This window comes from Streptomyces sp. NPDC045678 (genome assembly GCF_056432085.1).
On record NZ_JBWKJS010000003.1, the window covers coordinates 224,044 to 249,656 of the forward strand.

Below are 25,613 nucleotides of genomic sequence, written 5' to 3' on the forward strand. Positions count from 1 at the left end.
TGGGCCTTCGTGGGCCTTCGTGGGCCGACCGTTCCCGGCCCGTGTCTGCCACGATCAGACACATGAAGAATTTCGTAGTCAAGACGATCGCCAACGCCGCGGCCCTGGCCGTCGCCGTGTGGCTGCTCGACAAGATCACCCTGACCGGGGACAGCACAGGCAAGAAGGTCGGCACGCTCATCGTGGTCGCCCTGCTCTTCGGCCTGGTGAACTTCCTGGTCAAGCCGGTGGTGAAGGTCCTCACCTTCCCCCTGTTCATCCTGACCCTCGGCCTGATCACTTTTGTGGTCAACGCCCTGATGCTGCTGCTCACCTCGTGGCTCGCCGACAAACTCGACGTCAGCTTCCACGTCGAGGGCTTCTGGACCGCCGTTCTGGGCGGCCTGATCATCTCGATCGTGTCCTGGGCCATGAACGTCGTCCTGCCCGACGACGACTGACCGAGCGGTCCCGGGCGTATCCGAGAATGGTGGAGGCGGCGAGCGAAGGCCTGCTCGACGCTGTATGTGCAGCAGTGGAAAGGCGGGCGGCATGACGGAATCGGGACGCATGGACGGCAGCGGAGCCGGCCTCGGCGACGGCACGCGAGCGGTCCGGGCCGGGCTGCCCGAGCCGGTGAAACACGAGCCGACGCTGCCGGGACCGGTCTTCGCCGCACACTTCCACCTGCCGGGCGACCCGACGGGCGGATACGCGTACGGGCGTGACGAGAACCCCACCTGGACGCATCTGGAGCGGGCCATCGGCGAGCTCGAGGCGCCGGACGCGGAATCGGACGTCGAGTCCTTGGTCTTCGCCTCCGGCATGGCGGCGATCTCAGCGGTCCTGTTCTCGCAGCTGCGCGCGGGGGATGCGGTGATCCTGCCGGACGACGGTTACCAGGTCCTGCCACTGGTCCGCGAGCAGCTCACGGCGTACGGCATCGAGGTGCGCACCGCTCCGACCGGCGACGACGCACAGCTCGACGTCCTGGACGGTGCCAAGCTGCTGTGGATCGAGACGCCGTCCAACCCCGGCCTCGACGTGTGCGACGTGCGGCGGCTCGCCGACGCGGCGCACGCGCGTGGCGTGCTGGTCGCGGTCGACAACACCCTGGCGACGCCGCTCGGCCAGCGTCCTCTCGAGCTGGGCGCGGACTTCGCGGTGGCCAGCGGCACCAAGATGCTCACCGGTCAAGGCGACATCCTCCTGGGCTACGTCGCCTGCCGAGACGCGGAACTGACGGCGGCGGTGCGGCGCTGGCGCAAGATCGTCGGAGCGATTCCGGGACCCATGGAGGCCTGGCTCGCGCATCGCTCACTGGCCACGCTGCAACTGCGGGCCGATCGGCAGAACGCGAACGCCCTCATCCTCGCCGAGGCCCTGCGCGGGCGCGCCGAGGTGTCGGGGCTGCGCTATCCCGGGCTGCCTGACGACCCCTCGCACAAGGTCGCCTCGCGGCAGATGCGCCGCTTCGGATGCGTTCTCTCGTTCACGCTGCCCACGCGTGCGCGAGCCGAGCGTTTCCTCGAAGCGCTGCGGCTGGTCGACGACGCGACGAGCTTCGGCGGTGTGCGGTCGACGGCCGAACGCCGCGGACGCTGGGGCGGAGACGCCGTTCCGGAAGGCTTCATCCGCTTCTCCGCGGGCGCCGAGGACCCCGATGACCTCGTGACGGACGTACTGCGCGCGCTGGACGAGGCGGCCGCGACGGCCGACTGACCGGCAGCTTCAGTCGCGTCGTCAGGTGCGAGGAAGGCGTCCGGCGCGAGGAGCCCGACCGGTGCGAGGCACTCGCCCCGGCTACGCACAACGAACGGTCCGAGCCTCCCCCCTCGTGGCTCGGACCGTCCCGGTTCCGCGCGCGAAGAACCGCCCCAACTAGGCTAGTTGACTCTGTGTCAGTGTCCAATCACAGTAGCGACAGAAAGCTATCGACATATTTATAGTTGGGCGCACCCTGAGGGCACGAAGGGGAGGCACGTCGCCATGGATCTGGCCCTGCTGCGCACCTTCGTGACGGTGCACCGGGCCGGGTCCTTCACACGTGCCGCGGCTCTTCTCGGGCTCTCCCAGCCCGCCGTCACGTCCCAGATACGCACGCTGGAGCGGCAGTTGGGCCGCCCGCTCTTCTTGCGTCAGGCCCGCGGGGTGACCCCGACCACCATCGGCGACGAGCTCGCGCACAAAGCCGCTCCGCATCTGGACGCCCTGGTGGAGATCGCCGAGACCGGACTCGAAGAGGACTCGTCGGTACGCACCCTCCACCTCGTGGGACCGCCGGAGTTCACCGCCGAGCGCGCCCTGCCCGCACTCACCGCTCTGACCGGCCAGGACGGCCACAGTCACGCCCTGCGCGCCTCGTTCGGCACCGCAGAGGAGGCCCTGGAAGGACTGGCCGCCGGCCGCCACGACCTGGCCATCGCCACGGCCCGGCCACGCGGCCCGCTGCTCACCTCGACACCGCTCTGCGACGAGGAGCACGTTCTGGTCGCGGAGGAGCGCTGGACGGACCGCATCGGAGGCGGCAGGCTGCGTCGCCGGACAGCGGCGTCGTTCCGGGACATCCCGGTGGTCGAGGTCCACGAGTCACTGCCGTTCGTCTCCCGCTACTGGAACGCCGTCTTCGACGCTCGGCCCACGGCGTCGGGCGCCGTCATCGCACCGGATCTGCGTGCCGTCCTCGCCTGCGTGGCCGCTGGTGCGGGACTCGCCGTTCTGCCCCGCTACCTGTGCGCGTCGGCACTGGAACGCGGCGACATCGTGGCTCTGCTCGACCCCGCTGTGCCCCCTTTGCGTACGTACTTCTTGGCGGTGCGCACCGGAACACTCGTCATGCCGCACATTGCGCGGGCGCACGATTGGTTGGTGCGTGCCGCGGTCGACTGGGCTTGATGGGGGGCGCGGCTGGTTCACGATGTTTCACGTGGAACAGTCCGGGCCACATTTCCCCCATGACCGTCCGACCCGTGGTCAAGCGCACCGCACGCGCCGTCCTGCTGGACGGAGACGACCTGATCCTGATCAAGCGCAGCAAGCCGGGCGTCGATCCGTACTGGATCACTCCGGGAGGCGGCGTGGAGGCGGAGGACGACTCTGTCGTCGACGCACTCCACCGTGAGGTCCATGAAGAACTCGGCGCCAAGATCACCGACGTCGTGCCGTGCTTCGTCGACACCGTGGAGCACATCGGCGAGGACGGCGGCGCGACCGGCGTAAAAGTGCAGCACTTCTTCGTCTGCCGCTTGGAGTCCATGGACCTCGGTCAGCGGCACGGCCCCGAGGTCGAGGAGCCGTGTGGCGAGTACGAGGTCGTGCACGTGCCGTTCACCAGAGTCGGGATCGCATCGGTCCACCTCGTACCGCTGTCCCTGCGGCACTACCTGGACGGCAATATCGAGGGCGTACGCGCGATGCACGCCCCCGATCTGGGCTAAGGCCCTAGTCCGAGGCCACCAGTTCCTCTACCGAGTCGTGGCGGATTCGGCCCTCCGGAATGCCGATGTCCCGCAGAGCGTCCACGCCGTTGCGGATCATGCCGGGCGGACCCGAGAGGTACGCGTCGTACTCGTTCCACGGGCCGTACTCGCGGACAGCGTCCGGCAGTTGTGCCCGCTGGTCGACGACCGGCCGGACGGCGAGCCAAGGGTGGGACTGCTGCAGGCGGAGCATCGTGTCGATGTCGTACAGGTCGTGGTCGGTGCGTGCTCCGTAGAAGACCTCCACGGGGCGTCGTCTCCCGTGCTCGGCGACGTCCTCGACCAGGGCCTTGATGGGTGCGATGCCCGTGCCGCCGCCGAGGCAGAGCAGTCCGCTGTCGGTGGTGTGGTCGACGGTCATCGAACCGGTGGGCGGGCCGAGCCGCAGGATGTCGCCCGGGCGGGCGTGGTGCACCAGGGCGTTGGAGACCCAGCCGGCCGGCACGGCCTTGACGTGGAAGGACAGCAGTCCGTCGGGGCGCGGGGCCGACGCGAAGGAGTAGTGCCGCCAGACCCGGGGCCACCAGGGGGTCTCCAGGCTTGTGTACTGCCCCGCGAGGAAGGGGTACGGCTGGTCGGGCCGGACCGTGACGACAGCGATGTCAGGCGTCCTGAGATCGTGCGAGACGACCTCGGCGAACCACCAGGCGGGGGCGCGCATCTCGTCCTCGGCGGCCGCGTCGATCATGATTTGGGAGATCGTCGTGTATGTCCGGACCCAGGCGGCCTCGGTCTCCTCGTCCCAGGTCGCGCTCGCGTACCGGCTCAGCGAGCCGATGAGGCACTCACCGACAGCCGGGTAGTGCTCGGCCTGGGTGCCGTACTTGCGGTGTCCGCGCCCGAGGTTCTTCAGATAGGCGACGAGCACGTCGGTGTGGTCGATGTGCTCGGCCGCGGTCAGCAGCGCCTTGAGGATGCGGTCCCGCTGGGTGTCCATCGCCGCGGGGAACAGGGCGCGGAGGTCCGGGTGCCGGGTGAAGAGCAGCGCGTAGAAGTACGAGGTGACCTTGTCGGCGACGGGCGATATCTCAGCCATCGTGCGCTGCACCAGGAGGGCATCGGCGGAGGCCTTCTGCGTCGGCTTCGCCTGCTGGACGGAGATCGGGGGCGCGGTGGACTGCGCCTGAGGGGGCGGGGCCTGGTGCTGTGTCGCTTCCTGGCCTCCGGAGCCTTCCGGGGCTTGTGGCCGACTCTCCGGCGCTTGTGTCGCCTGGGGGGCTTCCGGAGTGGTGGATATTCGCCCGTCTTCCGGCCCCTGCGGCGGCTTGCGCGGGGTGAACCAGCCGCCTCCGTCGCCGGACGTGCCGTCATCGGCCGACGTGGTGGTCGGAGCGTCCATGTTGTGCCTCGCCTCGAACATCTCTCGGTCGGTCTGGGCACTCCCTGCCGGAAGCTGCCTACTGTCCCCGCTCTGCGTCTGTCCTCGCTCTTCTGCCTCGATGGCCGATACGGCCACATTGAACCCCGACCCCCCGGACCCTACGGACAAGTAGGGCGAGAATGTGACATTGGCCGCAGCCCCCCTCATCGCAGCATCCCATTCCCCGCAGCCGCGTCGGCCGCATAACAGGAAGTACGGGTTCTGGATCTCTATGCCCCGTTAGGCTTCATTCACCTGCGCGCCGCGCTCCGGAGTGTGGAGAGACGCACCCGGCGCGGACCTTGATCGACCATACCGGCAGCCGCCGGACGCACAAGTACCTCTCCCCCTCGGCCTCAATTCGCAGGGCCTGCCTGCCAATTGCCTCAATTACCGGTCGTGCCGGACCAATTCGTACGCCTTACGCAGATCACGGCCGACATAGGAGTGGGTGGCCAGGCTCACCAGCCGTTGATCCGCATTGACCGCCACGGATACCGGCACCGCACCGAACAACTCCAGGTCGGAAAGCGAGTCCCCGTACGCGACACAGTCGCTCCTGCCCACCCTGAACTCTTCACACAGACGGTCCGCGATCTTCACCTTGGCCGCGGCGTTGAGAATGCCCGTCGGGTTCACGGGTTCGGTGAACGGCACGGCCGGGAAGAGCGACCCGTGCGCTGCGTGCGCTCCCCAGCCGGCGAGCCTCTCCACGAAGAACGACGGCGAGAGGGAGATGACCGCGCAGTAGTCACCGCCGTCACGGATCTCGGCCCAGGTCTCCTGGATGCCGTCGAGCCAGGGGGCTCCCTCGAAGGCCGCCGTCACGTGTGCCTCCGTGAGCTCCGCCCACAGGGCGTGCACCCGCTCCGCATACTCGGGTGAGCCCAGGTGCCCCGTCACGAACTCCCGCTCCAGTTCGGCGATCTCCGCGTCCAGGCCGAGCTGCCGCGATATCTCGACCGGAGCTGCCGTGCCGTGCAGCAGCGTCCCGTCCAGGTCGAAGAGGTGTAGGCGTGCCATGTAGGCCGAGGCTAGTGCCCCCGGTTATCGCTCGTCGTCGTGTTTCACGTGAAACGAGCAGCTGAACCGTGGCCGAAAGCTACGTGGTTCTGCCCACAAACGGCTGGACGCCGAGGATGTACGTCAGACAGCCTGGCCCGCGTGTCGACACCTTCCCTCTCCGCACCGCCCATCCGCCGACTGACCCCCCGCGATCTGCAGGTCTGCGCCGATCTGTCCGAGGACCGGGGCTGGCCGCGTGAAGAACACAAATGGGGCCTGCTGCTGTCGGCCGGAACGGGCTACGGCATCGACGCCCCTGACGGCAACGGCCTCATGGGCGCCTACGTAGTGACCCAGTACGGCCCTCCCGGGCGCCCCGCCCTCGCGGCGATCGGCATGGTCCTCGTAGCCGAGCGGTACGCCCGCCAGGGCGTCGGCCGCAGACTGATGCGGAACGCCGTCGAGGAGGCGGGCTCCGTGCCCCTGACCCTCCACGCGACCCCGAACGGCCTGCCCCTCTACGAACAGCTCGGCTTCGAGGTGATCGGCCGGGCCGAGATGGTCTGGGGGCACTTCGCCCCGGTGGGAGGCCGGGGAGCTCTGCCCGATGTCGCCACCACCCGGCCGGCCACCGCGGAAGACCTGCCTTCCCTCCTCCGGCTCGACACCGAGGTCTTCGGCCACGACCGCATGCACGTCATCACCCGGCTCCCCGCCTTCACGGACCAGCTGCGGGTCGCGGAGGCCGACGGCGAGATCGTCGGATACGCGGGCGCCTGGCCCAACATGGCGACCCATGTCGTGGGCCCGCTCGTCGCGCGGGACACCGAGACCGCGAAGGCCCTCATCGCCTCCCTCGCCGCCGGGACCGACCGGCCGCTGCGCACCGACATCGACGTACGGCACGAGGAGCTGCTGACCTGGTTGAAGGAGAGCGGCCTCGAATCCGTCGCCTTCAACGCCGTCATGGCGTACGGCATGCCGGAGCTGCCGGGCGACTGGACCCGCCGTTTCGCTCCGCTGACCGTCGCGGCGGGTTGATCCCACCCCAGACCGCACTCCGACGCAGAGCAGAAAGGCCCGCCCCCGAGATCGTCGGGAGCGGGCCTTCTCATACGCACGTACGCGCACGCCCGTGTTCACTCACACATGCACGTACGCCTCGGACCTGCTACGCGAGGGCCTCCACGGCCGCCGACGCGAAGCCGTGGTCCTGCTCCGGCGCACCGCCGCCGACACCGATCGCGCCGACCAGACGGCCGTCACGGTGGACCGGCACGCCGCCCGCGATGAAGAGCAGGGGGCGGTCGAGCGCGGTGGGCAGGGTGTGGAAGAGGCCGCCGGGCTGGACCGCGTCGACGAGGTCGGCGGTCGGGGCGTTCAGCTGGAGGGCGGTGTACGCCTTGCGGGTGCTGGTCTCACCGGAGATCAGGACGGCGCGGTCGTCGCGTCGGAAGGCGAGGAGGTGGCCGCCCGCGTCGAGGACGGTGACGCTGACCGTGACACCGGCTTCCTCGGCGGCGCGGTGGGCCGCGGCGACGAGGGCTTCTGCGTCCCCGATGGTCAGCGGGGCGACGGCCGTGGGGGTGGTGGTGCTCATGAGGGGGTTCTCCTTGCGGGGTTGTGCTTGGGGGTACTGCAAGCGGGGTTGTGGGGGGGGCTGGCGGTGTGGGGTCAGTGGTGGGCGGGTGTCCGCTGCTCGACAGGGGCCGCGCTCGCCACGATCGGGCCGGGCACTGCGGAGCGACGCTCCAGGGCGGCCGACACGAGGGCCAGGACGAGGGCGGATGCGGCGAGCACCGCGCCGACCCAGTTGGGGGCGGTGTAGCCGAAGCCGGCGGAGATGACGAGACCGCCGAGCCAGGCCGACAGTGCGTTGCCCAGGTTGAAAGCGCCGATGTTGACGGCGGAGGCGAGCGTCGGGGCGCCCGAGGCGTAGTCCAGGACGCGCTTCTGCAGCGGCGGCACCGTCGCGAAGCCCAGCGCTCCGATCAGCAGCACCGTCACGGCGGCCGCGACCTTGTTGTGCGCGGTGAGGGTGAACAGAGCGAGCACCAGGGCGAGGGAGCCGAGTGACACGTACAGCATCGGCATCAGCGCACGGTCCGCGAACCGGCCCCCGACGAGGTTCCCGCCGACCATGCCGAGCCCGAAGAGAACGAGCAGCCAGGTGACGGAGGAGTCCGCGTAACCGGCGACGTCCGTCATCATCGGTGTGATGTAGGTGATGGCCGCGAAGACGCCGCCGAAGCCGAGCACCGTCATCGCCATGGCGAGCAGCACCTGTACGTTGCGGAAGGCACCGATCTCGTCGCGAAGCCGTACGCCTTCGGGCTTGGGCAGGTCCGGTACGAGCCGGGCGACACCGAACAGGCCGAGCACGCCGAGGGCGGCGACGATCACGAAGGTGATCCGCCAGCCGATGGCCTGGCCCACGAGCGTGCCGAGCGGAACGCCGACGACGTTGGCGACCGTGAGACCGGAGAACATCATGGCGATCGCTCCGGCCTTCTTCTCGGGTGCCACCAGCTCGGCCGCGACGACCGAGCCGATGCCGAAGAAGGCGCCGTGGGCGAGGGAGGCGACGACGCGGCCGGCCAGCATCACGCCGAAGACGGGAGCCACGGCGGAGAGCAGGTTGCCGACGATGAAGAGACCCATGAGCAGCATCAGCATCCGCTTGCGCGGAATCCGGGTGCCGAGGGCGGTCATCAGGGGAGCGCCGAGCACGACGCCGAGGGCGTAGCCGGTCACGAGGAAGCCGGCCGTCGGGATGGAGACGCCGAAGTCACCCGCGACCTCGGGAAGCAGCCCCATGATCACGAACTCGGTGGTTCCGATTCCGAAAGCCCCGATCGCGAGGGCCAGAAGCGCGAGAGGCATGGATCTACCTTCCAAACGATTGCAGGTGCGCTTAACGTGCGTCCACAATAGTTGCAGACGCGGGCTATATGCAACCGCTGGATATTGCAGTGGTGGACTACCCTGGGTGCAGCCGCTCCGGGACGGAGGACCAAGAGCCATGACAGCGACAGACCCCGCACTGACCGCGCTCTCCCAAAGCTGGTGCGCCCTTTCCTTGCTCCACGGGAAGATCGAGGCCCACGTAGAGCGCGCCCTGCAGGCCAAGCACGGCCTGAGCGTGCGGGAGTACAGCCTTCTGGACGTGCTCAACCGCCAGCACGACGGCGAGGGGGGCCACCTGCAGATGAAGCAGGTGGCCGATGCCGTGGTGCTGAGCCAGAGCGCGACCACGCGCCTGGTGACCCGGCTCGAGGAGCGCGGCCTGCTGGCCCGCTACCTGTGCCCCACGGACCGCCGCGGTATTTACACCGACGTCAGCGAGGCCGGTGCCACGCTCCTCGCCGAAGCGCGCCCCACGAACGACGGCGCCCTGCGCGAGGCGCTCGACGAGGCCGCACGGAACCCGGAGCTCGCCCCGCTGGTCAACGCCGTCGAAACGCTGCGCGCGTAGGTTGCGCGCATAGGCTGCGCACCATGGGAGATCTTGAGATACGACCCGCCACCGCCGCGGACCTGCCCGCCATCGTGGGCATGCTCGCCGACGATGCCTTGGGCGCGACACGTGAATCGCCGGACGACCTCACTCCGTACGTCACGGCATTCGAGCGACTGACCGACGACCCGAACCAGCACTTGGTCGTAGCCGAGCGCGAGGGCCGCGTCGTCGGCACGCTCCAGCTCACGATCGTTCCGGGGCTCTCCCGGAAGGGCGCCACCCGCTCGATCATCGAAGGCGTGCGCGTGCATGCCGACGAGCGGGGCAGCGGGCTCGGCACGCAGTTCATCGAATGGGCCGTAGCGGAATCCCGGCGCCAGAACTGCCAGTTGGTGCAGCTGACGTCCGACGCCACGCGCACCGACGCCCACCGCTTCTACGAGCGGCTCGGGTTCCAGGCCTCGCACGTGGGCTTCAAGTTGTCCCTCTGAGGCTGTACTCAGCCGGAGCAGCAGTAGGGAAGGGCCTGTTTCACGTGAAACAGGCCCTTCCCCCATACGTATCGCGAAGAACCGAAGAACCCGAGAAGGACCGAAGGACTAGAAGCCGCGCCATCCCTGCGGGTCCACCCCGCCCGGGATCGGCGCGCCCCCGTCGTACGGCTTGCGGGTGAAGACGAACGACCCCAGGTCGAGATGGCTCACCGAACCGTCGGGGCGCCGCACGGCCTTCAACAGCTCCCCCGCGTAATACCCGTTGAGCCCCGTCCAGGTGCCGTCACCGTTGGGCCGGAACCGGGCCTGACGCCCCCACCCGGACAACGGCCCCAGCTCCAAGCCGCCGTCGGCCGTCAGGCGCAGCACGAGCACCTGAGTCCCCCAGTACCAGGGGCCTGCCAGCTCCAGCACCTTCTGGTCGACTTCGGGCAGCGGCCGCCACGGCTCGGGAATCCGGGGCTCGGCCTCGGAGACGATCTTCACAAGGTCGATGGCCAGCGCCGCCACCGGCGGCCCGGACGTGCAGTTGGCGAGCGCCACCGCGGCCAAGCCGTCCGCCTCGCTCACCCACAGGGCGGCCAGAAACCCCGGCAGCGATCCACCGTGGCCCGCCAGGCTGCCTTTGTCCCACCGCAGCAGGTCCACTCCCAGGCCGTACGCCCTGTCCCATTCACCCGTCGGCAGTGGCGCCGACGGAGTCCGCATCTCCCGTACGGAATCCGCACTGAGGACCCGCTCGTCGCCCGTGACCAGGAAGTGGCCGAACCGCACCAGATCGGCCGTCGTGGACCACAGTTGTCCGGCCGGAGCCATCAGGCCCAGGTCCTCGGAGGGCTCCGGCATCATCACGTCCGCCCACGGGTGCACGGCCCAGCCGCCGGCGTGCGGAGCCCGGGGCTGAGCACTGGTACGGGTCAGCCCCAGCGGTTCGAGGACCTCGCGGCGCAGCACGTCCTCCCACGGGGCGCCCCGCAGCCTCTCGACCAGTGAACCCAGCAGCGTATAGCCGGGGTTGGAGTAGTGGTGGCGCCTGCCGACGGGGTGCTTGAAGGGCTCCTCACCAAGGACGTCCGAAAGCTCCGGGCGAGTCGTCCCCGGTGTGCGCTCCCACCACTCTCCTGGCGTCTCGGCCGCCAGCCCAGCGGTGTGGGCGAGGAGTTCGGCGATCGTGGCCTCTCCCGCTCCGGTGCCCGGCAGATGCTTCTCCAGCGGGTCGTTGAGCTCCAGTACACCCTCGTCACGCAGCCGCATCACGAGTACGGCGGTGAAGGTCTTGGTGATCGAACCGATGCGGTACTGAACGTTCTCGTCCGGCTCGTGCCCGTCCACCATGCTGCGGCCGCCGGCCCACACCAGCTCACCGTCCCGGGCCACAGCGGCCACCAGCGAGGGGGACCTGCCCTCCGTCTGAGCGGTGGCGACGCGGTGCAGCAGGGCTCGGCGGGTGGAGGGGAGCAGCTCTTCACGGGGTGTTGTCATGGCACCAGTTCACCCGGGAGGCGCCCGCGCGTCGAGCGATTTCGGCCCCTGTCAGCACTCCCAGGGCTGGGAGCCGGCGTGCCGCCGCGTGATGATGTTGATCCTGTTGAGCATGTTGGCCACTCCGATGGTGAGGACGAGTGCCGCCAGTTCCTGCTCGGTGTAGTGCCGCGCCGCCTCGTTCCAGACCGCCGCCGGCACCGGATCGGGCCGGTCGGCGAGCCGGGTGGCCGCCTCCGCGAGGGCGAAGGCGGAGCGTTCCGCGGCCGTGAAGCAGGAGACATTCCGCCAGGCGGCCACCGATGAACACTGCACGTCCGTGGCGCCCGCCACGTCGGCACTGCGCGCGTTCCCCTCGACGCAGACGCTGCTTCCGTTGATCTGGCTCACGCGCAGCTGCACCAGCTCGATCGTCGCCTGGGACAGCCCCTGCTGCCTGGAGATACGGGACAGGCTCAGCACGGCCTTCAGGGCCTCAGGGATGATCGTGGTGGGGTTCTGCATACGAGCCTGCATGAGTTTTCTCCTCAAGCGTCTGCCCGGCGCCGCTGTTGGCCGCAGAGGCGTCGTTTTCGTCCGTCATTGCACCGACGAATCGCGACGCGGAGATGTGAGCGGCCGCGGTGACCAGAGGCCGGCGGCCGTTCCGTCGCGCAGGTGCTGCTCGTAGGTGGTGACCTTGCCGTGGATGACCTCCAGGCAGGCGTTCAGGTCGTCGATCTTCGCGCGTACGTCGCGCTCGTGCTCCCGCAGCAGCGCCAGACGTTCCCGCTCGTTGCCGGGACCGGAACGTACGAGCGCCGCGAACTTCTTGACCGTGGCGATCGGCATGCCCGAGACGCGCAGCCGCCCGCACAGCAGGAGCCAGTCCACATCCGTCTGTTCGTAGACCCGCTGCCCTCCGCCGGTCCGCGGAATGTCGCGCAGGAAGAGCCCTTCCCGCTCGAAGAACCGCAGGGCGTGCACGCTCAGGCCGGTCGCTTCGGCGACCTTTCCTATGGACAGCCCGCCCGTGCTTGCACTGCTCTCTTCGGGCACAGCGCCCGGATACTCGCTCATGGCGTGACCGTACGCCCCGCGGCGGGCGGCTCTTGACCTAGCGCACGCTCTAGGTTTTAGCGTCGAAAGCATGATCACTGAACAGCGGAAGCTCGGCACGGGCTTCGGCGCCCACAGCACGGCCGAAGACGTCCTCGCCGACGTGAACCTGGCGGGCACAACGGCGCTCGTGACCGGCGGCTACTCCGGCCTCGGGCTCGCCACGACCCGCGCTCTCGTCCACGCGGGCGCCCACGTCGTCGTCCCCGCCCGGCGCCCGGAAACCGCCGAACACGCCCTGCGCGGCCTGCCCCGGACCGAGGTGCACGCCCTCGACCTCGCGGACCTGGACAGCGTCCGCGTCTTCTCCGAACGCTTCCTCGACACCGGCCGCCCGCTCGGCATCCTCATCAACGGCGCGGGCGTGATGGCTTGCCCCGAAACACGCGTCGGTCCCGGCTGGGAGGCGCACTTCGCCATCAACCACCTCGGGCACTTCGCGCTGACCCACCGCCTGCGTCCCGTCTTCGCACCGGACGGCACCCGTGTTGTCACCGTCGCCTCCTCGGGACACTTCCTCTCCGACATCCGCTGGAGCGACCTGCACTTCGACACCGGCTACGACCGTTGGTCGGCCTACGCCCAGTCCAAAACCGCCAATGCCCTCTTCTCCCTGCACCTGAACCGCCTCGGTGCCGACCACCACCTGCGCGCCTTCGCCGTGCACCCCGGCAGCATCCTCACCCCGCTGCAGCGCCACATCCCGCGGGACGAGTGGCTCGCGCAGGGCTGGGTGACTCCGGACGGGGCGCCTGCCGTCGGCTTCAAGAGCCCTGAGCAGGGCGCGGCGACGGCTGTGTGGGCGGCTACCTCACCGCTGCTGGAGGGCCGGGGAGGGGCGTACTGCCAGGACTGCGACATCGCCGAACCGGCCACCACCGACGACATGCTGATCGGCGGCGTGAAACCCTGGGCGGTCGACCCCGACGCGGCGGCGCGACTCTGGGACCTCTCCAGCGAACTCACCGGACTCAGCGCGTTCTGAGCCCCGGACGCTCCGCAGACCGAACGCTGAGGTCAGCTGACGTCCCAGGCTGCCTCGATCATCCGGAAGATCTCGTCCACGGCGGCCTGCGGGTCGTCCGCCTCGCGGGCCAGGGCATAGGCGTCGACCACGAACCGCGCAATCGCGCGGCACTCCGTCGTGGTCCGCGCCAGCTCGGGATCGGCGGCGATGGCCGTCGCCAGGGACTCCGCGTGGCGCAGCCGCATCGACTCCTCGTACTCCCGCAGGGTGCGGGTCTCGTCGATCATGCGGTAGACCGCCGCCGTGCCGTCCGCCGTGCAGTGCCGGACCATCGCGTGGATCTCGTGGCGCAGCGCGGGAATGAGCGGCTCGTGCGGCGCCCTGTCGGTAACCGCCTGCGTGAGGCGTTGTTCGAAGTGGTCGTCCTGCTCGAACACCAGGGCCTCTTTCGAGGCGAAGTGGGAGAAGAGCGTGGTGACGGCCACGTCGGCCTCGGCTGCCACGTCCCGGATGCCCACCGTGTCGTACCCGCGTTCCAGAAAGAGCCGCATGGCGGTGTCGGCGATCTTCTGGCGGGTCGCGGCCTTCTTGCGTTCACGACGTCCGGGCGGCGTGCTCGAGCCGTTCTGCGAGGTCGGTCCGGTCGGCGTCGTCGGGACGGTCATGGCGGTTACGCTACCAAATCCTAAGGTGTAACTGTTTCAAAAAGCTAACCGGTAGTGCTACGTTCAGCGCATGAAGAGAGTGAGCTTCGCCGAGTTCGGTGGCCCCGATGTCCTGCACCTCACCGAGGCCGAGGAGCCCCACGCGGGCCCCGGTCAGATACGTATCGCCGTACGCGCGGCGGGTGTGAACCCCGTCGACTGGAGGATCCGCGAAGGCCAGTTCCACAAGCCCGACGGGGTTCCGTCCCATACCGTCGAGCTGCCCTCCGGGACAGGGCAGGACGCCGCCGGACTGGTGGACGAAATCGGCCCGGACGTCACCACGGTCGAGGTCGGCGACCGCGTGTTCGGGCGAGGCTCCAGCACGTACGCCGAGTTCGCCGTGCTGTCGGCCTGGGCCCCGATGCCCGAGAACCTGACCTTCGAAGAAGCGGCCGGGTACCCCTCCGTGGTGGAGACCGCGCTGCGCATCATCCACCAGACCGGTGTGCAGCCCGGACAGACGCTGCTGGTCAGCGGCGCGTCCGGGGGCGTCGGCTCAGCGGTGCTGCAGATCGCGCGCGACCGCGGCATCACGACGATCGGCACGGCCGGGGCCGCCAACCAGGACTACGTGCGCGGCCTGGGTGCGCTCGCCACGACGTACGGAGAGGGCTGGGTCGAGCGGGTCCGACAGTTCGGCCGCGTGGACGCCGCACTCGATCTGGCCGGCTCGGGCGTGATCCCCGACCTCGTCGAACTGGTGGGAGACCCGCAGAAGGTGATCTCCATCGCCGACCTGACCGCACCGGAACACGGCGTCCGCTTCTCCGGCGTGACCGGGAACGTGCCGCAGGCCCTCGCCGAGGCCGGCGACCTCATCGCGCGGGGCCGACTCCACATCCCGGTCGAGAAGACGTACCAGCTCGCCGAAGCGGCCGCGGCACAGGCGGACAGCCAGGCCGGACACACACGCGGACGTCGGGTCATCGTCATCTGAACCCCTTCCGGCCCCGCGGGCCGGTCAGGTCCGCATCGCGGTGCGTGCCACCGGCGTCGGGAGACGGGTGGCCGGCACCGCCGCGGGAGCGTCTTCGGCCTCGTCCCCCTCGCCGGTCGGTGAGGGACGCGGCCCAGTACGCCGTCCTGGGGTCGTGGGCCCACGAACCCCGGGCGCGGTCTTTATCACCGTGCGATGACCGGGGCGGGGCGAGGCTCTCCGAGGGTCTCCGTGTGGGCCCGGATCGCGCACCGATGAGTTCCCCGCCCCGCGCCGGTCTGTACGCCTGAGACCGACTCGGGGAAGGCTGGCGGCATGCGGAAACTGATCTACGGCATGAACGTGACCCTGGACGGCTACATCGCCGCACCCGGCGACGACATCGGCTGGAGCGAGCCGAGCGACGAGCTGTTCCAGTTCTGGTCCGACCAGTTGCAGGCGACCGAGCTGACGCTGTACGGGCGCAAGCTGTGGCAGACGATGAGCTGCTACTGGCCGACCGGCGACCGGCAGCCCGACGCCACCCCGGCGGAGATCGAGTTCGCGCGCCGCTGGCGGGACATGTCGAAGGTGGTGTTCTCCTCGACGATCGACAAGGTCGACTGGAACACCCGCCTGGTCACCGGCGACGCGGTCGCCGAGATCGCCCGGCTCAAGGCCGAGGACGGCGGCCCGATGGACATCGGCGGCGCGACGCTCGCCGGGGCGGCCATGCGCGCCGGGCTGATCGACGAGTACGTGCTGGCCACCGCGCCGGTCCTGGCGGGCGGCGGCACGCCGTTCTTCACCGCGCTGGACAACTGGGTGAACCTGAACCTGGTGGAGACGCGGCCGTTTCCCGGCGGCGTGGTCCTGACCAGGTACGAGACGAAGCGCTGAGCGGCTTCCCCACACCTGGAGCTGTCAGGTCTGTGCCATGTCCACGAAGCGCGAGTAATGGCCCTGGAAGGCAACGGTGATCGTCGCTGTGGGGCCGTTACGGTGCTTTCCCACGATGATGTCCGCCTCGCCCGCGCGCGGCGACTCCTTCTCGTACGCGTCCTCGCGGTGCAGCAGGATGACCATGTCCGCGTCCTGCTCGATCGAGCCGGATTCACGCAGGTCGGAGACCATGGGCTTCTTATCGGTGCGCTGCTCGGGGCCACGGTTCAGCTGCGAGAGCGCGATGACCGGCAGCTCCAGCTCCTTGGCGAGCAGCTTCAGGTTTCGCGACATGTCCGAGACTTCCTGCTGGCGGCTCTCGGACCGCTTGGATCCGCCCGACTGCATCAGCTGCAGGTAGTCGATGACGACGAGCTTCAGGTCGTTCCGCTGCTTGAGGCGGCGGCACTTGGCCCGGATCTCCATCATCGACAGGTTCGGGGAGTCGTCGATGTAGAGCGGGGCGGCCGAGACGTCCGGCATGCGCCGGGCGAGACGCGTCCAGTCCTCGTCGGTCATCGTGCCGGAGCGCATGTGATGCAGGGCCACACGCGCCTCGGCGGAGAGCAGACGCATGGCGATCTCGTTGCGCCCCATTTCGAGCGAGAAGATCACGCTCGGCATGTTGTGCTTGATCGAACACGCCCGCGCGAAGTCGAGGGCCAGTGTCGACTTACCCATGGCGGGACGGGCCGCGATGATGATCATCTGGCCCGGGTGCAGACCGTTGGTGAGCTGGTCGAGGTCGGTGAACCCGGTCGGCACACCGGTCATCTCGCCCGACCGCGAACCGATCGCCTCGATCTCGTCGAGAGCGCCCTCCATGATGTCGCCGAGCGGAAGGTAATCCTCCGTGGTGCGCTGCTCGGTGACCGCGTAGATCTCGGCCTGGGCGCTGTTGACGATCTCGTCGACGTCGCCGTCGGCCGCGTATCCCATCTGGGTGATCTTCGTGCCAGCCTCGACGAGCCGTCGAAGTACCGCCCGCTCGTGGACGATCTCCGCGTAGTACTCCGCGTTCGCCGCCGTCGGCACCGTCTGCACGAGCGTGTGCAGATAGGAAGCGCCGCCGACCTTGGTGATCTCGCCCCGCTTGGTGAGCTCGGCCGCCACGGTGATCGGGTCGGCCGGCTCGCCCTTCGCGTAGAGGTCGAGGATCGAGGCGTAGATCGTCTCGTGTGCGGGCCGGTAGAAGTCGTGGCCCTTGAGAACCTCGACGACATCGGCGATCGCGTCCTTGGAGAGCAGCATTCCGCCGAGCACGGACTGCTCCGCGTCGAGATCCTGCGGGGGGACCCGCTCGAACGACGATCCCCCGCCGTCCCAGCCGCCCTCGCGGCCACGATCGTGCTGTTCGTCGCGGCCCCGGCCGCCACCACCGTCGCGGCGCTGGCGGGAGACGGGCAGACGGTCACTGGGACCGCTGTCGGCCCAGGGGTCGTCCAAAGGCTCGGAAATACTCACCGGGCCACCTCCTCCCGTCCGCCGCGCGGACCTCGCCGTGCCCCTCTTTCGTACGGCACGACACTGACAAATAAGCGGGCCCAACTCCGGTTCTGACGCGTCGGTTTTCCGGGGTTTCCGAGGTCGTACGACGAGGCGGGCGCCGGACCACGGTAGGCCTGTGGGCACCGTCAGCCAATCTGGTTATCCACAGGCGGTGTGGATGACGGGCCGGATGCTGTGGAGAACTCCGTCAAACCTGTGCACGGGTCGGTGGACAGGCCTGTGAACAAGCCCTCAGCACGTTCTCAAAAACCGACCTGACCTGCACCTTTCCCGTCCACTGGCTGTGCAGAAGAAAAAGTTTCCCAGTCGGACCAAGATCGTCTGAAACGCCACGTGACGGCCCACTCGACGGGCGGCTGAGTAAGGGTCCCAATAGCATTGCATCTCTTACCTGTGGAAGATTAGATTGGTGTGCATGACACAGGCTCCCGCGGCACCCAAGGCCGCACGGCGAAGGCATGACCGAGAGATCATCGCGCTCGCCGTCCCCGCGTTCGGCGCGCTCGTGGCCGAGCCCCTTTTCGTGCTCGCCGACAGCGCCATCGTCGGTCACCTCGGCACCGCCCAACTGGCCGGCCTCGGCGTCGCCTCGGCGCTCCTCACCACCGCGGTGAGCATCTTCGTCTTCCTCGCGTACGCCACCACGGCCGCCGTCGCCCGGCGGGTCGGCGCCGGGGATCTCCAGGCCGCCATCCGACAGGGCATGGACGGCATCTGGCTCGCGCTGCTCCTCGGTGCCGCCGTCATCGCCGTCGCCCTGCCCACCGCCCCCGCTCTCGTGGACCTCTTCGGCGCCTCCGACACCGCGGCCCCGTACGCCGTCACATACCTGCGGATCTCCTCGCTCGGCATCCCCGCCATGCTCGTCGTGCTCGCCGCCACAGGCGTACTGCGCGGCCTTCAGGACACCAAGACCCCGCTGTACGTCGCCATCGGCGGCTTCGTCGCCAACGGCGTCCTCAACGTCGGCCTGGTCTACGGCGCGGACCTCGGCATCGCCGGCTCCGCCTGGGGCACCGTCATCGCCCAGTGCGGCATGGCTGCGGTGTACCTCTACGTCGTCGTACGCGGCGCCAAGCGCCACGGCGCCTCACTGCGCCCCGACGCCGCCGGAATCCGGGCCTGCGCACAAGCCGGCGCGCCACTCCTCGTCCGTACGCTCTCGCTGCGCGCCATCCTGATGATCGCGACCGGCGTCGCCGCCCGCCTCGGCGACTCCGACGTGGCCGCTCACCAGATCGTGCTGTCCCTGTGGAGTTTGCTGGCCTTCGCGCTCGACGCCATCGCCATTGCCGGACAGGCGATCATCGGGCGCTATCTGGGCGCCGACGATCCTGACGGCGCCCGAGCCGTCTGCCGACGCATGGTGCAGTGGGGCGTCGCCTCTGGGGTCGTCCTCGGTCTGTTGGTCGTCCTCGCACGGCCCGTGTTCATCCCGCTCTTCACCGGCGACGGCGACGTCCAGGACGCGGCCCTGCCGGCTCTCGTCGTCATCGCGCTCGCCCAGCCCATCTGCGGCATCGTCTTCGTGCTGGACGGCGTCCTGATGGGAGCGGGCGACGGCCCGTACCTCGCCTGGGCAATGATCGTCACGTTGGCCGCCTTCACCCCCGTCGCCCTGCTCGTACCGACCTTCGGCGGCGGCCTGACCGCGCTGTGGGGAGCGATGACGCTGATGATGGCGGTCCGGATGCTGACCCTGTGGCTGCGCTCCCGCTCCGGCCGCTGGCTCGTCACGGGCGCCACACGCTGAGGGTTGCGGACGACACCCGGCTCTGTTTCACGTGAAACAGAGCCGCGCTACACGTTCCGCGAAGCACGTTGGGCCGCACCCCAGGGGGTGCGGCCCAACGATTGCTTCAACTCTGCCAAGCGCAGTGCTTAGGCGGAGACGACCTCGACGTTGACCTTCGCGGCAACCTCGGGGTGCAGACGCACGGACGTCGCGTGGGCGCCCAGCGTCTTGATCGGCGCGCCCAGCTCGACACGGCGCTTGTCGACCTTCGGACCACCAGCAGCCTCGATCGCCGAAGCGACGTCGGCCGGGGTGACGGAACCGAAGAGACGACCGGCGTCGCCGGAGCGGACGGCCAGGCGGACCTTGACGCCCTCGAGCTGGGCCTTGATCTCGTTGGCCTGCTCGATGGTCGCGATCTCGTGGATCTTGCGAGCACGACGGATCTGCTCGACGTCCTTCTCGCCACCCTTGGTCCAGCGGATCGCGAAGTTCCGCGGGATCAGGTAGTTGCGGGCGTAGCCGTCCTTGACGTCTACGACCTCGCCGGCGGCGCCGAGGCCGGAGACCTCGTGGGTGAGGATGATCTTCATTAGTCGGTCACCCTTCCCTTATCGCGCGGTGGACGTGTAGGGCAGCAGCGCCATCTCACGGCTGTTCTTCACGGCCGTGGCGACGTCACGCTGGTGCTGCGTGCAGTTGCCGGTCACGCGGCGGGCACGGATCTTGCCGCGGTCGGAAATGAACTTCCGCAGCATGTTCGTGTCCTTGTAGTCCACGTACGTGACCTTGTCCTTGCAGAAAGCGCAGACCTTCTTCTTAGGCTTGCGCACAGGCGGCTTCGCCATGGTGTTTCTCCTGTGTGATCAAGAAGTGGGGTTACGGCCCACCCTCGGCCCGAAGGCCTGAAAGCCCTGAGGCTTAGAAGGGGGGCTCGTCCGAGTAGCCGCCACCGGAGCCGCCGGAGCTTCCGCCCCAGCCGCCACCGCCGCCGCCCTGCTGCTGGCCGCCGCCGGCCGGCGCACCGGTCGCCCAGGGGTCGTCGGCGGGAGCACCGCCGCCACCCTGCTGCTGACCGCCGCCGGAGCCACCGCCCCAGCCGCCGCCCTGCTGGCCGCCGCCACCGCCGCCGTAACCGCCCTGGCCACCTCGACCGGTGGTCTTGGTGACCTTGGCCGTGGCGTTCTTCAGGCTGGCGCCGACTTCCTCGACGTCCAGCTCGTAGACCGTGCGCTTGATGCCCTCACGGTCCTCGTAGGACCGCTGCTTCAGCCGGCCCTGCACGATGACGCGCATGCCTCGCTGGAGCGACTCCGCGACGTTCTCCGCCGCCTGACGCCAGACCGAGCAGGTCAGGAACAGGCCTTCGCCGTCCTTCCACTCATTGGTCTGCTTGTCAAAGATGCGGGGGGTGGACGCGACACGGAACTTCGCGACCGCCGCACCGGAGGGGGTGAAGCGCAGCTCGGGGTCGTCGACAAGATTGCCGACGACCGTGATGACGGTCTCGCCTGCCATGGGGGAACCTCTCGGCGGGTTTGCTGCTGGCTGCTTGTTGCTGCTACTCGATTCCCGGGTGCTGCTGAGCTAGAGAGCTCAGTGCATCTCGGGACGGAGGACCTTGGTCCGGAGGACCGACTCATTCAGGTTCATCTGTCGGTCGAGCTCCTTGACGACCGCAGGCTCGGCCTGCAGGTCGATGACCGAGTAGATGCCCTCGGGCTTCTTCTTGATCTCGTAGGACAGACGACGACGGCCCCAGGTGTCGACCTTCTCGACCTTTCCGTTGCCCTCACGGACGACGGAGAGGAAGTTCTCGATCAGCGGGGAGACAGCGCGCTCCTCGAGATCGGGGTCGAGGATGACCATCACTTCGTAGTGACGCATGTGGAACCCACCTCCTTTGGACTCAGCGGCCACGGTCGTTCCGTGGCAGGAGGGTCGTGATGCGTACGCAACGGTATCGGCCACCACTGACAATCGACTCCCGCGAGCGGGGGTCCATGCCGTGGCCAGGGCAGACACCGGTGCAGACGGTACAGAGTACCCGCACCGAGGCTTCCGGTTGAAATCCGGCGGGGGACGGGCAGAATCTGTACACATCGGGTGTCTATGGCGCTACGATGCGCCGCCTTCCGCAGGAGGTGCCTCCCATGGCACAGGCAATGCGACCGAACTCCGCCACTTCCCTCTTCGCCACGGACGGCAAGGCCCATCCGCTCCAGGACGCGCTGCTCGGCGTGACCCTGGTGCTCGGGGCCATCGCCTTCGTCACGGCGATGTTCCACAACCTCCACCTGATCAGCTCGTGGACGGGCCTGGTCGGGATCGCCACAGGTGCGTACGGCCAGTACATCTCGGCGACGACACGTGAACGCTTCGGCCTGATCCTCGGCATGGGAGCCGCCGCGATCGGCTTCTTCCTGGGCATGGCGCACGGCGGACTCTTCGGCGGCGTCGTCGGCTGACGGCCGCGACGCACCCCGGTCGCGCGAGCGGCCGGGGGCCTTAGTTCCGTACGCCCAGACGGGGCGCTCGCAGGGCGCAGTAGGCTTCGGCGCGAGAGCCGGAGCCCCTGAACCCATGGGGACACACCAGCCCGAGGAGCGCCCCGAATGAGTCTGACCCTGAGGACCATCAGTCGCGAGCAGCATCTGGCGTATATCCAGACACTGCCGTCGGCGAGTCATTGCCAGGTCCCGGCATGGGCTGACGTGAAGAGTGAATGGCGTTCGGAGAACCTGGGTTGGTTCGACGACAGGACCGGCCAGCTCGTCGGTGCCGGCCTGGTGCTCTACCGGCAGCTGCCCAAGCTGAAGCGTTATCTCGCGTACCTGCCCGAGGGCCCGGTGATCAACTGGTACGCCCCGAACCTCGACGAGTGGCTGCAGCCGATGCTGGCGCATCTGAAGCAGCAGGGCGCCTTCTCCGTGAAGATGGGTCCGCCGGTCGTGATCCGTCGCTGGGACGCTCCGGCGATCAAGGCGGGCATTCAGAACCCGGACGTGAAGCGGCTGCGGGACGTCGAGGCCACGTACATCGAGCCGCGTGCCTTTGAGGTCTCCGACCGGCTGCGCCGGATGGGCTGGCAGCAGGGTGAGGACGGCGGCGCCGGCTTCGGTGACGTCCAGCCCCGCTTCGTCTTCCAGGTGCCGCTGGCCAACCGCTCCCTGGACGAGGTCCAGAAGGGCTTCAACCAGCTGTGGCGGCGCAACATCAAGAAGGCCGAGAAGGCCGGCGTCGAGGTCGTCCAGGGCGGCTACCACGACCTTCCCGAGTGGCAGCGCCTCTACGAGATCACCGCGGTGCGCGACAAGTTCCGCCCGCGGCCGCTCGGCTACTTCCAGCAGATGTGGCAGGCCCTCAACTCCGAGGACCCGAACCGCATGCGGCTGTACTTCGCGCGGCACAACGGCGTGAACCTGTCGGCCGCCACGATGCTCGTCGTCGGCGGGCACGTCTGGTACTCCTACGGCGCCTCGGACAACATCGGGCGCGAGGTCAGGCCCTCGAATGCGATGCAGTGGCGGATGCTGCGCGACGCGTACGCCATGGGTGCCACCGTCTATGACCTGCGCGGCATCTCCGACTCCCTGGACGAGACGGACCACCTCTTCGGCCTGATCCAGTTCAAGGTCGGCACCGGTGGCGAAGCCGCCGAGTACATCGGCGAGTGGGACTTCCCGCTCAACAAGCTGCTGCACAAGGCGCTGGACATCTACATGTCGCGCCGCTGATCCCGCACAATTCCATCACTCTGATACACCGCAGACACGAGAAAGGTTCCGGGATCCAGCCATGGCGCTCACGCTCTATGTCGACACCGCGCGCTGGCGGGCACACCAGAAGCACACGCTGGAGCAGTTCCCGGGCATCGTCCCGGTCTGCAAGGGCAACGGCTACGGCTTCGGTCATGAGCGCCTCGCCGAGGAAGCCACGCGCTTCGGCTCCGACGTGCTCGCCGTGGGCACCACCTACGAGGCCGCTCGGATCAAGGACTGGTTCAGCGGCGACCTGCTGGTCCTGACCCCGTTCCGGCGGGGCGAGGAACCGGTGCCGCTGCCCGACCGCGTCATCCGTTCCGTGTCGTCGCTCGACGGCGTGCACGGCCTCGTGGGCGCCCGCGTCGTCATCGAGGTCATGTCCTCGATGAAGCGCCACGGCGTCACCGAGCAGGAGCTTCCGCAGCTGCACGCCGCCATCGAGGACGTACGCCTCGAAGGCTTCGCGATCCACCTGCCGCTGGACCGCACCGACGGCTCCGACGCCGTCGAGGAGGTCATCGGCTGGATGGACCGCCTGCGCGCGGCCCGCCTGCCGCTGCACACGATGTTCGTCAGCCACCTCAAGGCCGGTGAACTGGCCCGTCTGCAGCAGCAGTTCCCGCAGACGCGCTTCCGTGCCCGCATCGGCACGAACCTCTGGCTCGGCGATCACGAGGCCACCGAGTACCGCGGTGCCGTCCTCGACGTCACCGCCGTCGCCAAGGGCGACCGCTTCGGCTACCGCCAGCAGAAGGCCGCCTCCGACGGCTGGCTGGTCGTCGTGGCCGGCGGCACCTCGCACGGCGTGGGCCTGGAGGCCCCGAAGGCGCTGCACGGCATGATGCCGCGGGCCAAGGGCGTGGCACGGGCGGGTCTCGCGACCGTCAACCGCAACCTCTCGCCGTTCGTCTGGGCGGGCAAGCAGCGCTGGTTCGCGGAGCCCCCACACATGCAGGTCTCGATCCTCTTCGTGCCCTCGGACGCCCCGGAGCCGAAGGTCGGCGAGGAACTGGTGGCCCATCTGCGGCACACCACCACGCAGTTCGACCGCATCATCGACCGCTGAGGCGGATCGATCCAGCACGCGGAAGGGCCGGTACGACGACGCCTCGTACCGGCCCTTCCGCGTGTGCGCACACTCCTCAGCCCGGCACGTCGGCCGCCGATCCCCACTTCACGGCGGGAGCCTCCGCGGTGTGCAGGGCGGCCCGGCCCCTGTGCCCCGCGGTTCCCAGCACGAAGACGTCCCGCGAGCCGTCCAGGACACCCCCTGAGGGGTCGTCGTCCCCGGCCAGCCGCACGACGTCCCGCTCCGGCATCAGAATGTCGCGCACCACCACGGCGCAGAGGTACAGCGTGCCCATGAGGTGCACGACGATGGCGAGCTGGTACCCCTCGGTCGGCAGCCCCTTGTGGGCGTCTCCGCTCGTCGTGTACGCCAGGTAGAGCCAGATCCCGAGGAAGTACGCGACCTCGCACGCCTGCCAGATCAGGAAGTCGCGCCAGCGCGGCCGGGCCAGAGCGGCGAGGGGGATCAGCCACAGGACGTACTGCGGCGAGTAGACCTTGTTGGTGAGGATGAAGGCGGCGACCACCAGGAAGGCCAGCTGGGCGAAGCGCGGGCGTCGTGGCGCGGTGAGCCCCAGGGCGCCGACGCCCAGACAGGCCAGGAGCATCAGCGCGGTGGCCAGGGTGTTGACCGTGTCGGTGGTCAACGGGGAGTCCATCCGCTGGGAGAGGATCAGCCAGAAGGAGCCGAAGTCGACGCCGCGTTCCTGGCTGAACGTGTAGAACTTCGACCATCCGTCGCTCGCGAGCAGCATCACCGGCAGGTTCACGACCAGCCAGGCGCCCACCGTGCCCAGCAGCGCGGTGCCGAACGCCCGCCATCTGCCCGCGCGCCAGCACAGGATCAGCAGCGGCCCCAGGATCAGCACCGGATACAGCTTGGCGGCCGTGGCTAGCCCGAGGAGCACGCCGAAGGCGACGGGGCGCGAGCGTGACCACATCAGCATCGCGGCGGCTGTGAGCGCGACGGCGAGCAGATCCCAGTTGATGGTGGCGGTCAGTGCGAAGGCCGGCGCGAGGGCGACGAGCAGTGCGTCCCAGGGGCGGCGCCGGTGGGTGCGGGCCACGCACACGGCGACGACCGCGGTGCAGGCCATCAGTATCCCGGCGTTGACCATCCAGTAGATCTTCTCCTGGTGCTGGATGGATCCGCTGCCGGGCGTCACCCAGGACGCCATCTCCATGAACATCCCGGTGAGGACCGGGTACTCGAGGTACTCCATGTCGCCGGGCAGCCGGTCGAAGTACGGCACCAGGCCGTCGGCGAAGCCGCGTCCCTGGTAGAGATGCGGGATGTCGGAGTAGCACGCGTGCGTGTACTGCGAACTGGCGCCGAAGAACCAGGCGCCGTTGTAGCACGGCATCTTCTGGATCATCCCGAGCGCGAACATCCCGAGCGCGACGAGAGCGATGATGCGCACGGGGGTCCACCAGGACGCCGTGAACAGCACTCTTCGGCCGACCGGGCCGCCCACCAGCTCACTGCCGGACCGGGCGACCTCGTCCTCCCTCGAGGGACGTACCGGCTCCTGCTGCGGGCTCACAGGCTCGTACGCGCTCGTGCGCGGCGTCTCTGCGCTGGGGTCTGCACTGGGCATGCCCGCCATCCTGCCGTACGCGACTGGGAACGCGGAGAGGGCCGCCGCAC

Annotated in this window: 28 protein-coding genes; 14 read left to right on the plus strand and 14 right to left on the minus strand. The window is 69.0% G+C overall.

The window, feature by feature from the left end; genetic code table 11:
- Window positions 1-62: 62 nt before the first annotated feature.
- The 4 genes from AC07DO_RS11940 to AC07DO_RS11955 all read left to right on the plus strand — a co-directional run bounded on the left by AC07DO_RS11940 (window position 63) and on the right by AC07DO_RS11955 (window position 3,416).
- The gene (locus tag AC07DO_RS11940) at window positions 63-440 is read left to right on the plus strand and encodes a phage holin family protein (protein WP_479058886.1); all 378 of its coding nucleotides are present in this window, start codon (window positions 63-65) and stop codon (window positions 438-440) included.
- A gap of 91 nt (window positions 441-531) precedes the next feature.
- Entirely contained in the window at window positions 532-1,701 is a 1,170-nt protein-coding gene (locus AC07DO_RS11945) for a cystathionine gamma-lyase (RefSeq protein ID WP_479058888.1), read from the plus strand.
- A 267-nt stretch (window positions 1,702-1,968) separates the two neighbouring features.
- Window positions 1,969-2,874, plus strand: coding sequence for a LysR family transcriptional regulator (locus AC07DO_RS11950; protein ID WP_479058890.1), 906 nt, complete (start codon window positions 1,969-1,971; stop codon window positions 2,872-2,874).
- A gap of 59 nt (window positions 2,875-2,933) precedes the next feature.
- Entirely contained in the window at window positions 2,934-3,416 is a 483-nt protein-coding gene (locus AC07DO_RS11955; RefSeq protein ID WP_479058892.1) for an NUDIX domain-containing protein, read from the plus strand.
- Between the two features lie 4 nt (window positions 3,417-3,420).
- Here AC07DO_RS11955 and AC07DO_RS11960 read toward each other — a convergent pair whose 3' ends face one another.
- Together AC07DO_RS11960 and AC07DO_RS11965 are read right to left on the minus strand one after the other, a co-directional pair.
- Window positions 3,421-4,797: a globin domain-containing protein gene (locus AC07DO_RS11960; RefSeq protein WP_479058894.1), complete on the minus strand. Its 1,377-nt coding sequence runs from the start codon at window positions 4,795-4,797 to the stop codon at window positions 3,421-3,423.
- A 411-nt stretch (window positions 4,798-5,208) separates the two neighbouring features.
- Complete coding sequence (locus AC07DO_RS11965; RefSeq protein ID WP_479058896.1) at window positions 5,209-5,841, minus strand: HAD family hydrolase; 633 nt, start codon at window positions 5,839-5,841, stop codon at window positions 5,209-5,211.
- Window positions 5,842-5,982: 141 nt separating this feature from the next.
- Here AC07DO_RS11965 and AC07DO_RS11970 point away from each other — a divergent pair, with 141 nt between their 5' ends.
- Window positions 5,983-6,864, plus strand: coding sequence for a GNAT family N-acetyltransferase (locus AC07DO_RS11970; protein WP_479058898.1), 882 nt, complete (start codon window positions 5,983-5,985; stop codon window positions 6,862-6,864).
- Between the two features lie 130 nt (window positions 6,865-6,994).
- Here AC07DO_RS11970 and AC07DO_RS11975 read toward each other — a convergent pair whose 3' ends face one another.
- Together AC07DO_RS11975 and AC07DO_RS11980 are read right to left on the minus strand one after the other, a co-directional pair.
- Window positions 6,995-7,423 carry a GlcG/HbpS family heme-binding protein gene (locus tag AC07DO_RS11975; protein ID WP_479058900.1) on the minus strand — a complete coding sequence of 143 codons (429 nt, stop codon included), beginning with the start codon at window positions 7,421-7,423 and terminating at the stop codon, window positions 6,995-6,997.
- A 74-nt stretch (window positions 7,424-7,497) separates the two neighbouring features.
- Window positions 7,498-8,706, minus strand: coding sequence for an MFS transporter (locus AC07DO_RS11980; RefSeq protein WP_479058901.1), 1,209 nt, complete (start codon window positions 8,704-8,706; stop codon window positions 7,498-7,500).
- Between the two features lie 139 nt (window positions 8,707-8,845).
- Here AC07DO_RS11980 and AC07DO_RS11985 point away from each other — a divergent pair, with 139 nt between their 5' ends.
- Both AC07DO_RS11985 and AC07DO_RS11990 read left to right on the plus strand, forming a co-directional pair.
- Entirely contained in the window at window positions 8,846-9,298 is a 453-nt protein-coding gene (locus AC07DO_RS11985; protein WP_479058903.1) for a MarR family winged helix-turn-helix transcriptional regulator, read from the plus strand.
- Window positions 9,299-9,321: 23 nt separating this feature from the next.
- A complete protein-coding gene (locus tag AC07DO_RS11990) occupies window positions 9,322-9,774 on the plus strand; it encodes an N-acetyltransferase family protein (RefSeq protein ID WP_479058905.1) in 453 nt (150 codons plus the stop codon).
- Between the two features lie 108 nt (window positions 9,775-9,882).
- On the opposite strand, the gene AC07DO_RS11995 is transcribed toward AC07DO_RS11990, so the two are convergent.
- The 3 genes from AC07DO_RS11995 to AC07DO_RS12005 form a co-directional block, all read right to left on the minus strand.
- Window positions 9,883-11,259 carry a serine hydrolase domain-containing protein gene (locus AC07DO_RS11995; RefSeq protein ID WP_479058907.1) on the minus strand — a complete coding sequence of 459 codons (1,377 nt, stop codon included), beginning with the start codon at window positions 11,257-11,259 and terminating at the stop codon, window positions 9,883-9,885.
- Window positions 11,260-11,310: 51 nt separating this feature from the next.
- Window positions 11,311-11,775, minus strand: a complete 465-nt coding sequence (locus AC07DO_RS12000) for a carboxymuconolactone decarboxylase family protein (RefSeq protein WP_479058909.1) — start codon at window positions 11,773-11,775, stop codon at window positions 11,311-11,313.
- 63 nt (window positions 11,776-11,838) lie between these two features.
- A complete protein-coding gene (locus tag AC07DO_RS12005; RefSeq protein WP_479058911.1) occupies window positions 11,839-12,318 on the minus strand; it encodes a MerR family transcriptional regulator in 480 nt (159 codons plus the stop codon).
- A 70-nt stretch (window positions 12,319-12,388) separates the two neighbouring features.
- Between AC07DO_RS12005 and AC07DO_RS12010 the strand changes: the two genes are divergently transcribed.
- Window positions 12,389-13,342, plus strand: a complete 954-nt coding sequence (locus tag AC07DO_RS12010; RefSeq protein WP_479058913.1) for an SDR family NAD(P)-dependent oxidoreductase — start codon at window positions 12,389-12,391, stop codon at window positions 13,340-13,342.
- Window positions 13,343-13,374: 32 nt separating this feature from the next.
- Here the strand turns inward: AC07DO_RS12010 and AC07DO_RS12015 are convergent, their stop codons facing one another.
- Window positions 13,375-13,989 (minus strand): TetR/AcrR family transcriptional regulator, encoded by a 615-nt coding sequence (locus AC07DO_RS12015; RefSeq protein ID WP_479058915.1) that lies wholly within the window; start codon window positions 13,987-13,989, stop codon window positions 13,375-13,377.
- Between the two features lie 70 nt (window positions 13,990-14,059).
- On the opposite strand from AC07DO_RS12015, the gene AC07DO_RS12020 reads away from it, so the two are divergent.
- Together AC07DO_RS12020 and AC07DO_RS12025 are read left to right on the plus strand one after the other, a co-directional pair.
- Window positions 14,060-14,968 carry an NADP-dependent oxidoreductase gene (locus AC07DO_RS12020; RefSeq protein ID WP_479058917.1) on the plus strand — a complete coding sequence of 303 codons (909 nt, stop codon included), beginning with the start codon at window positions 14,060-14,062 and terminating at the stop codon, window positions 14,966-14,968.
- Window positions 14,969-15,283: 315 nt separating this feature from the next.
- Window positions 15,284-15,847, plus strand: coding sequence for a dihydrofolate reductase family protein (locus AC07DO_RS12025; protein WP_479058919.1), 564 nt, complete (start codon window positions 15,284-15,286; stop codon window positions 15,845-15,847).
- Between the two features lie 24 nt (window positions 15,848-15,871).
- Here the strand turns inward: AC07DO_RS12025 and dnaB are convergent, their stop codons facing one another.
- Entirely contained in the window at window positions 15,872-17,353 is a 1,482-nt protein-coding gene (dnaB, locus tag AC07DO_RS12030) for a replicative DNA helicase (RefSeq protein ID WP_150185078.1), read from the minus strand.
- 451 nt (window positions 17,354-17,804) lie between these two features.
- Here dnaB and AC07DO_RS12035 point away from each other — a divergent pair, with 451 nt between their 5' ends.
- Window positions 17,805-19,151, plus strand: coding sequence for an MATE family efflux transporter (locus AC07DO_RS12035; RefSeq protein ID WP_479058921.1), 1,347 nt, complete (start codon window positions 17,805-17,807; stop codon window positions 19,149-19,151).
- 128 nt (window positions 19,152-19,279) lie between these two features.
- Here AC07DO_RS12035 and rplI read toward each other — a convergent pair whose 3' ends face one another.
- The 4 genes from rplI to rpsF form a co-directional block, all read right to left on the minus strand.
- Window positions 19,280-19,726, minus strand: coding sequence for a 50S ribosomal protein L9 (rplI, locus tag AC07DO_RS12040; RefSeq protein WP_359352905.1), 447 nt, complete (start codon window positions 19,724-19,726; stop codon window positions 19,280-19,282).
- 18 nt (window positions 19,727-19,744) lie between these two features.
- Window positions 19,745-19,981: a 30S ribosomal protein S18 gene (gene rpsR, locus AC07DO_RS12045; protein ID WP_003949403.1), complete on the minus strand. Its 237-nt coding sequence runs from the start codon at window positions 19,979-19,981 to the stop codon at window positions 19,745-19,747.
- Between the two features lie 73 nt (window positions 19,982-20,054).
- Window positions 20,055-20,651 (minus strand): single-stranded DNA-binding protein, encoded by a 597-nt coding sequence (locus AC07DO_RS12050; RefSeq protein ID WP_362988287.1) that lies wholly within the window; start codon window positions 20,649-20,651, stop codon window positions 20,055-20,057.
- 78 nt (window positions 20,652-20,729) lie between these two features.
- A complete protein-coding gene (gene rpsF, locus AC07DO_RS12055) occupies window positions 20,730-21,020 on the minus strand; it encodes a 30S ribosomal protein S6 (protein ID WP_016644628.1) in 291 nt (96 codons plus the stop codon).
- Window positions 21,021-21,286: 266 nt separating this feature from the next.
- Between rpsF and AC07DO_RS12060 the strand changes: the two genes are divergently transcribed.
- From AC07DO_RS12060 to AC07DO_RS12070, 3 genes are all read left to right on the plus strand, one after another.
- Window positions 21,287-21,601: a hypothetical protein gene (locus tag AC07DO_RS12060; protein WP_479058923.1), complete on the plus strand. Its 315-nt coding sequence runs from the start codon at window positions 21,287-21,289 to the stop codon at window positions 21,599-21,601.
- Window positions 21,602-21,748: 147 nt separating this feature from the next.
- Entirely contained in the window at window positions 21,749-22,870 is a 1,122-nt protein-coding gene (locus AC07DO_RS12065) for a lipid II:glycine glycyltransferase FemX (protein ID WP_479058925.1), read from the plus strand.
- 61 nt (window positions 22,871-22,931) lie between these two features.
- The gene (locus tag AC07DO_RS12070; RefSeq protein WP_479058927.1) at window positions 22,932-23,963 is read left to right on the plus strand and encodes an alanine racemase; all 1,032 of its coding nucleotides are present in this window, start codon (window positions 22,932-22,934) and stop codon (window positions 23,961-23,963) included.
- Window positions 23,964-24,039: 76 nt separating this feature from the next.
- Here AC07DO_RS12070 and AC07DO_RS12075 read toward each other — a convergent pair whose 3' ends face one another.
- Complete coding sequence (locus tag AC07DO_RS12075; protein WP_479058929.1) at window positions 24,040-25,563, minus strand: glycosyltransferase family 87 protein; 1,524 nt, start codon at window positions 25,561-25,563, stop codon at window positions 24,040-24,042.
- Between the last annotated feature and the right edge of the window lie 50 nt (window positions 25,564-25,613).

What these genes read in the sequence shown, in the direction of transcription:
- AC07DO_RS11940 (WP_479058886.1), top strand. Translation starts at nt 63, where the DNA reads ATGAAGAATTTCGTAGTCAAGACGATCGCCAACGCCGCGGCCCTGGCC.
- AC07DO_RS11945 (WP_479058888.1), top strand. Translation starts at nt 532, where the DNA reads ATGACGGAATCGGGACGCATGGACGGCAGCGGAGCCGGCCTCGGCGAC.
- AC07DO_RS11950 (WP_479058890.1), top strand. Translation starts at nt 1,969, where the DNA reads ATGGATCTGGCCCTGCTGCGCACCTTCGTGACGGTGCACCGGGCCGGG.
- AC07DO_RS11955 (WP_479058892.1), top strand. Translation starts at nt 2,934, where the DNA reads ATGACCGTCCGACCCGTGGTCAAGCGCACCGCACGCGCCGTCCTGCTG.
- AC07DO_RS11960 (WP_479058894.1), bottom strand. Translation starts at nt 4,797, where the DNA reads ATGGACGCTCCGACCACCACGTCGGCCGATGACGGCACGTCCGGCGAC.
- AC07DO_RS11965 (WP_479058896.1), bottom strand. Translation starts at nt 5,841, where the DNA reads ATGGCACGCCTACACCTCTTCGACCTGGACGGGACGCTGCTGCACGGC.
- AC07DO_RS11975 (WP_479058900.1), bottom strand. Translation starts at nt 7,423, where the DNA reads ATGAGCACCACCACCCCCACGGCCGTCGCCCCGCTGACCATCGGGGAC.
- AC07DO_RS11980 (WP_479058901.1), bottom strand. Translation starts at nt 8,706, where the DNA reads ATGCCTCTCGCGCTTCTGGCCCTCGCGATCGGGGCTTTCGGAATCGGA.
- AC07DO_RS11985 (WP_479058903.1), top strand. Translation starts at nt 8,846, where the DNA reads ATGACAGCGACAGACCCCGCACTGACCGCGCTCTCCCAAAGCTGGTGC.
- AC07DO_RS11990 (WP_479058905.1), top strand. Translation starts at nt 9,322, where the DNA reads ATGGGAGATCTTGAGATACGACCCGCCACCGCCGCGGACCTGCCCGCC.
- AC07DO_RS11995 (WP_479058907.1), bottom strand. Translation starts at nt 11,259, where the DNA reads ATGACAACACCCCGTGAAGAGCTGCTCCCCTCCACCCGCCGAGCCCTG.
- AC07DO_RS12000 (WP_479058909.1), bottom strand. Translation starts at nt 11,775, where the DNA reads ATGCAGGCTCGTATGCAGAACCCCACCACGATCATCCCTGAGGCCCTG.
- AC07DO_RS12005 (WP_479058911.1), bottom strand. Translation starts at nt 12,318, where the DNA reads ATGAGCGAGTATCCGGGCGCTGTGCCCGAAGAGAGCAGTGCAAGCACG.
- AC07DO_RS12010 (WP_479058913.1), top strand. Translation starts at nt 12,389, where the DNA reads ATGATCACTGAACAGCGGAAGCTCGGCACGGGCTTCGGCGCCCACAGC.
- AC07DO_RS12015 (WP_479058915.1), bottom strand. Translation starts at nt 13,989, where the DNA reads ATGACCGTCCCGACGACGCCGACCGGACCGACCTCGCAGAACGGCTCG.
- AC07DO_RS12020 (WP_479058917.1), top strand. Translation starts at nt 14,060, where the DNA reads ATGAAGAGAGTGAGCTTCGCCGAGTTCGGTGGCCCCGATGTCCTGCAC.
- AC07DO_RS12025 (WP_479058919.1), top strand. Translation starts at nt 15,284, where the DNA reads ATGCGGAAACTGATCTACGGCATGAACGTGACCCTGGACGGCTACATC.
- rplI (WP_359352905.1), bottom strand. Translation starts at nt 19,726, where the DNA reads ATGAAGATCATCCTCACCCACGAGGTCTCCGGCCTCGGCGCCGCCGGC.
- rpsR (WP_003949403.1), bottom strand. Translation starts at nt 19,981, where the DNA reads ATGGCGAAGCCGCCTGTGCGCAAGCCTAAGAAGAAGGTCTGCGCTTTC.
- AC07DO_RS12050 (WP_362988287.1), bottom strand. Translation starts at nt 20,651, where the DNA reads ATGGCAGGCGAGACCGTCATCACGGTCGTCGGCAATCTTGTCGACGAC.
- rpsF (WP_016644628.1), bottom strand. Translation starts at nt 21,020, where the DNA reads ATGCGTCACTACGAAGTGATGGTCATCCTCGACCCCGATCTCGAGGAG.
- AC07DO_RS12060 (WP_479058923.1), top strand. Translation starts at nt 21,287, where the DNA reads ATGGCACAGGCAATGCGACCGAACTCCGCCACTTCCCTCTTCGCCACG.
- AC07DO_RS12065 (WP_479058925.1), top strand. Translation starts at nt 21,749, where the DNA reads ATGAGTCTGACCCTGAGGACCATCAGTCGCGAGCAGCATCTGGCGTAT.
- AC07DO_RS12070 (WP_479058927.1), top strand. Translation starts at nt 22,932, where the DNA reads ATGGCGCTCACGCTCTATGTCGACACCGCGCGCTGGCGGGCACACCAG.
- AC07DO_RS12075 (WP_479058929.1), bottom strand. Translation starts at nt 25,563, where the DNA reads ATGCCCAGTGCAGACCCCAGCGCAGAGACGCCGCGCACGAGCGCGTAC.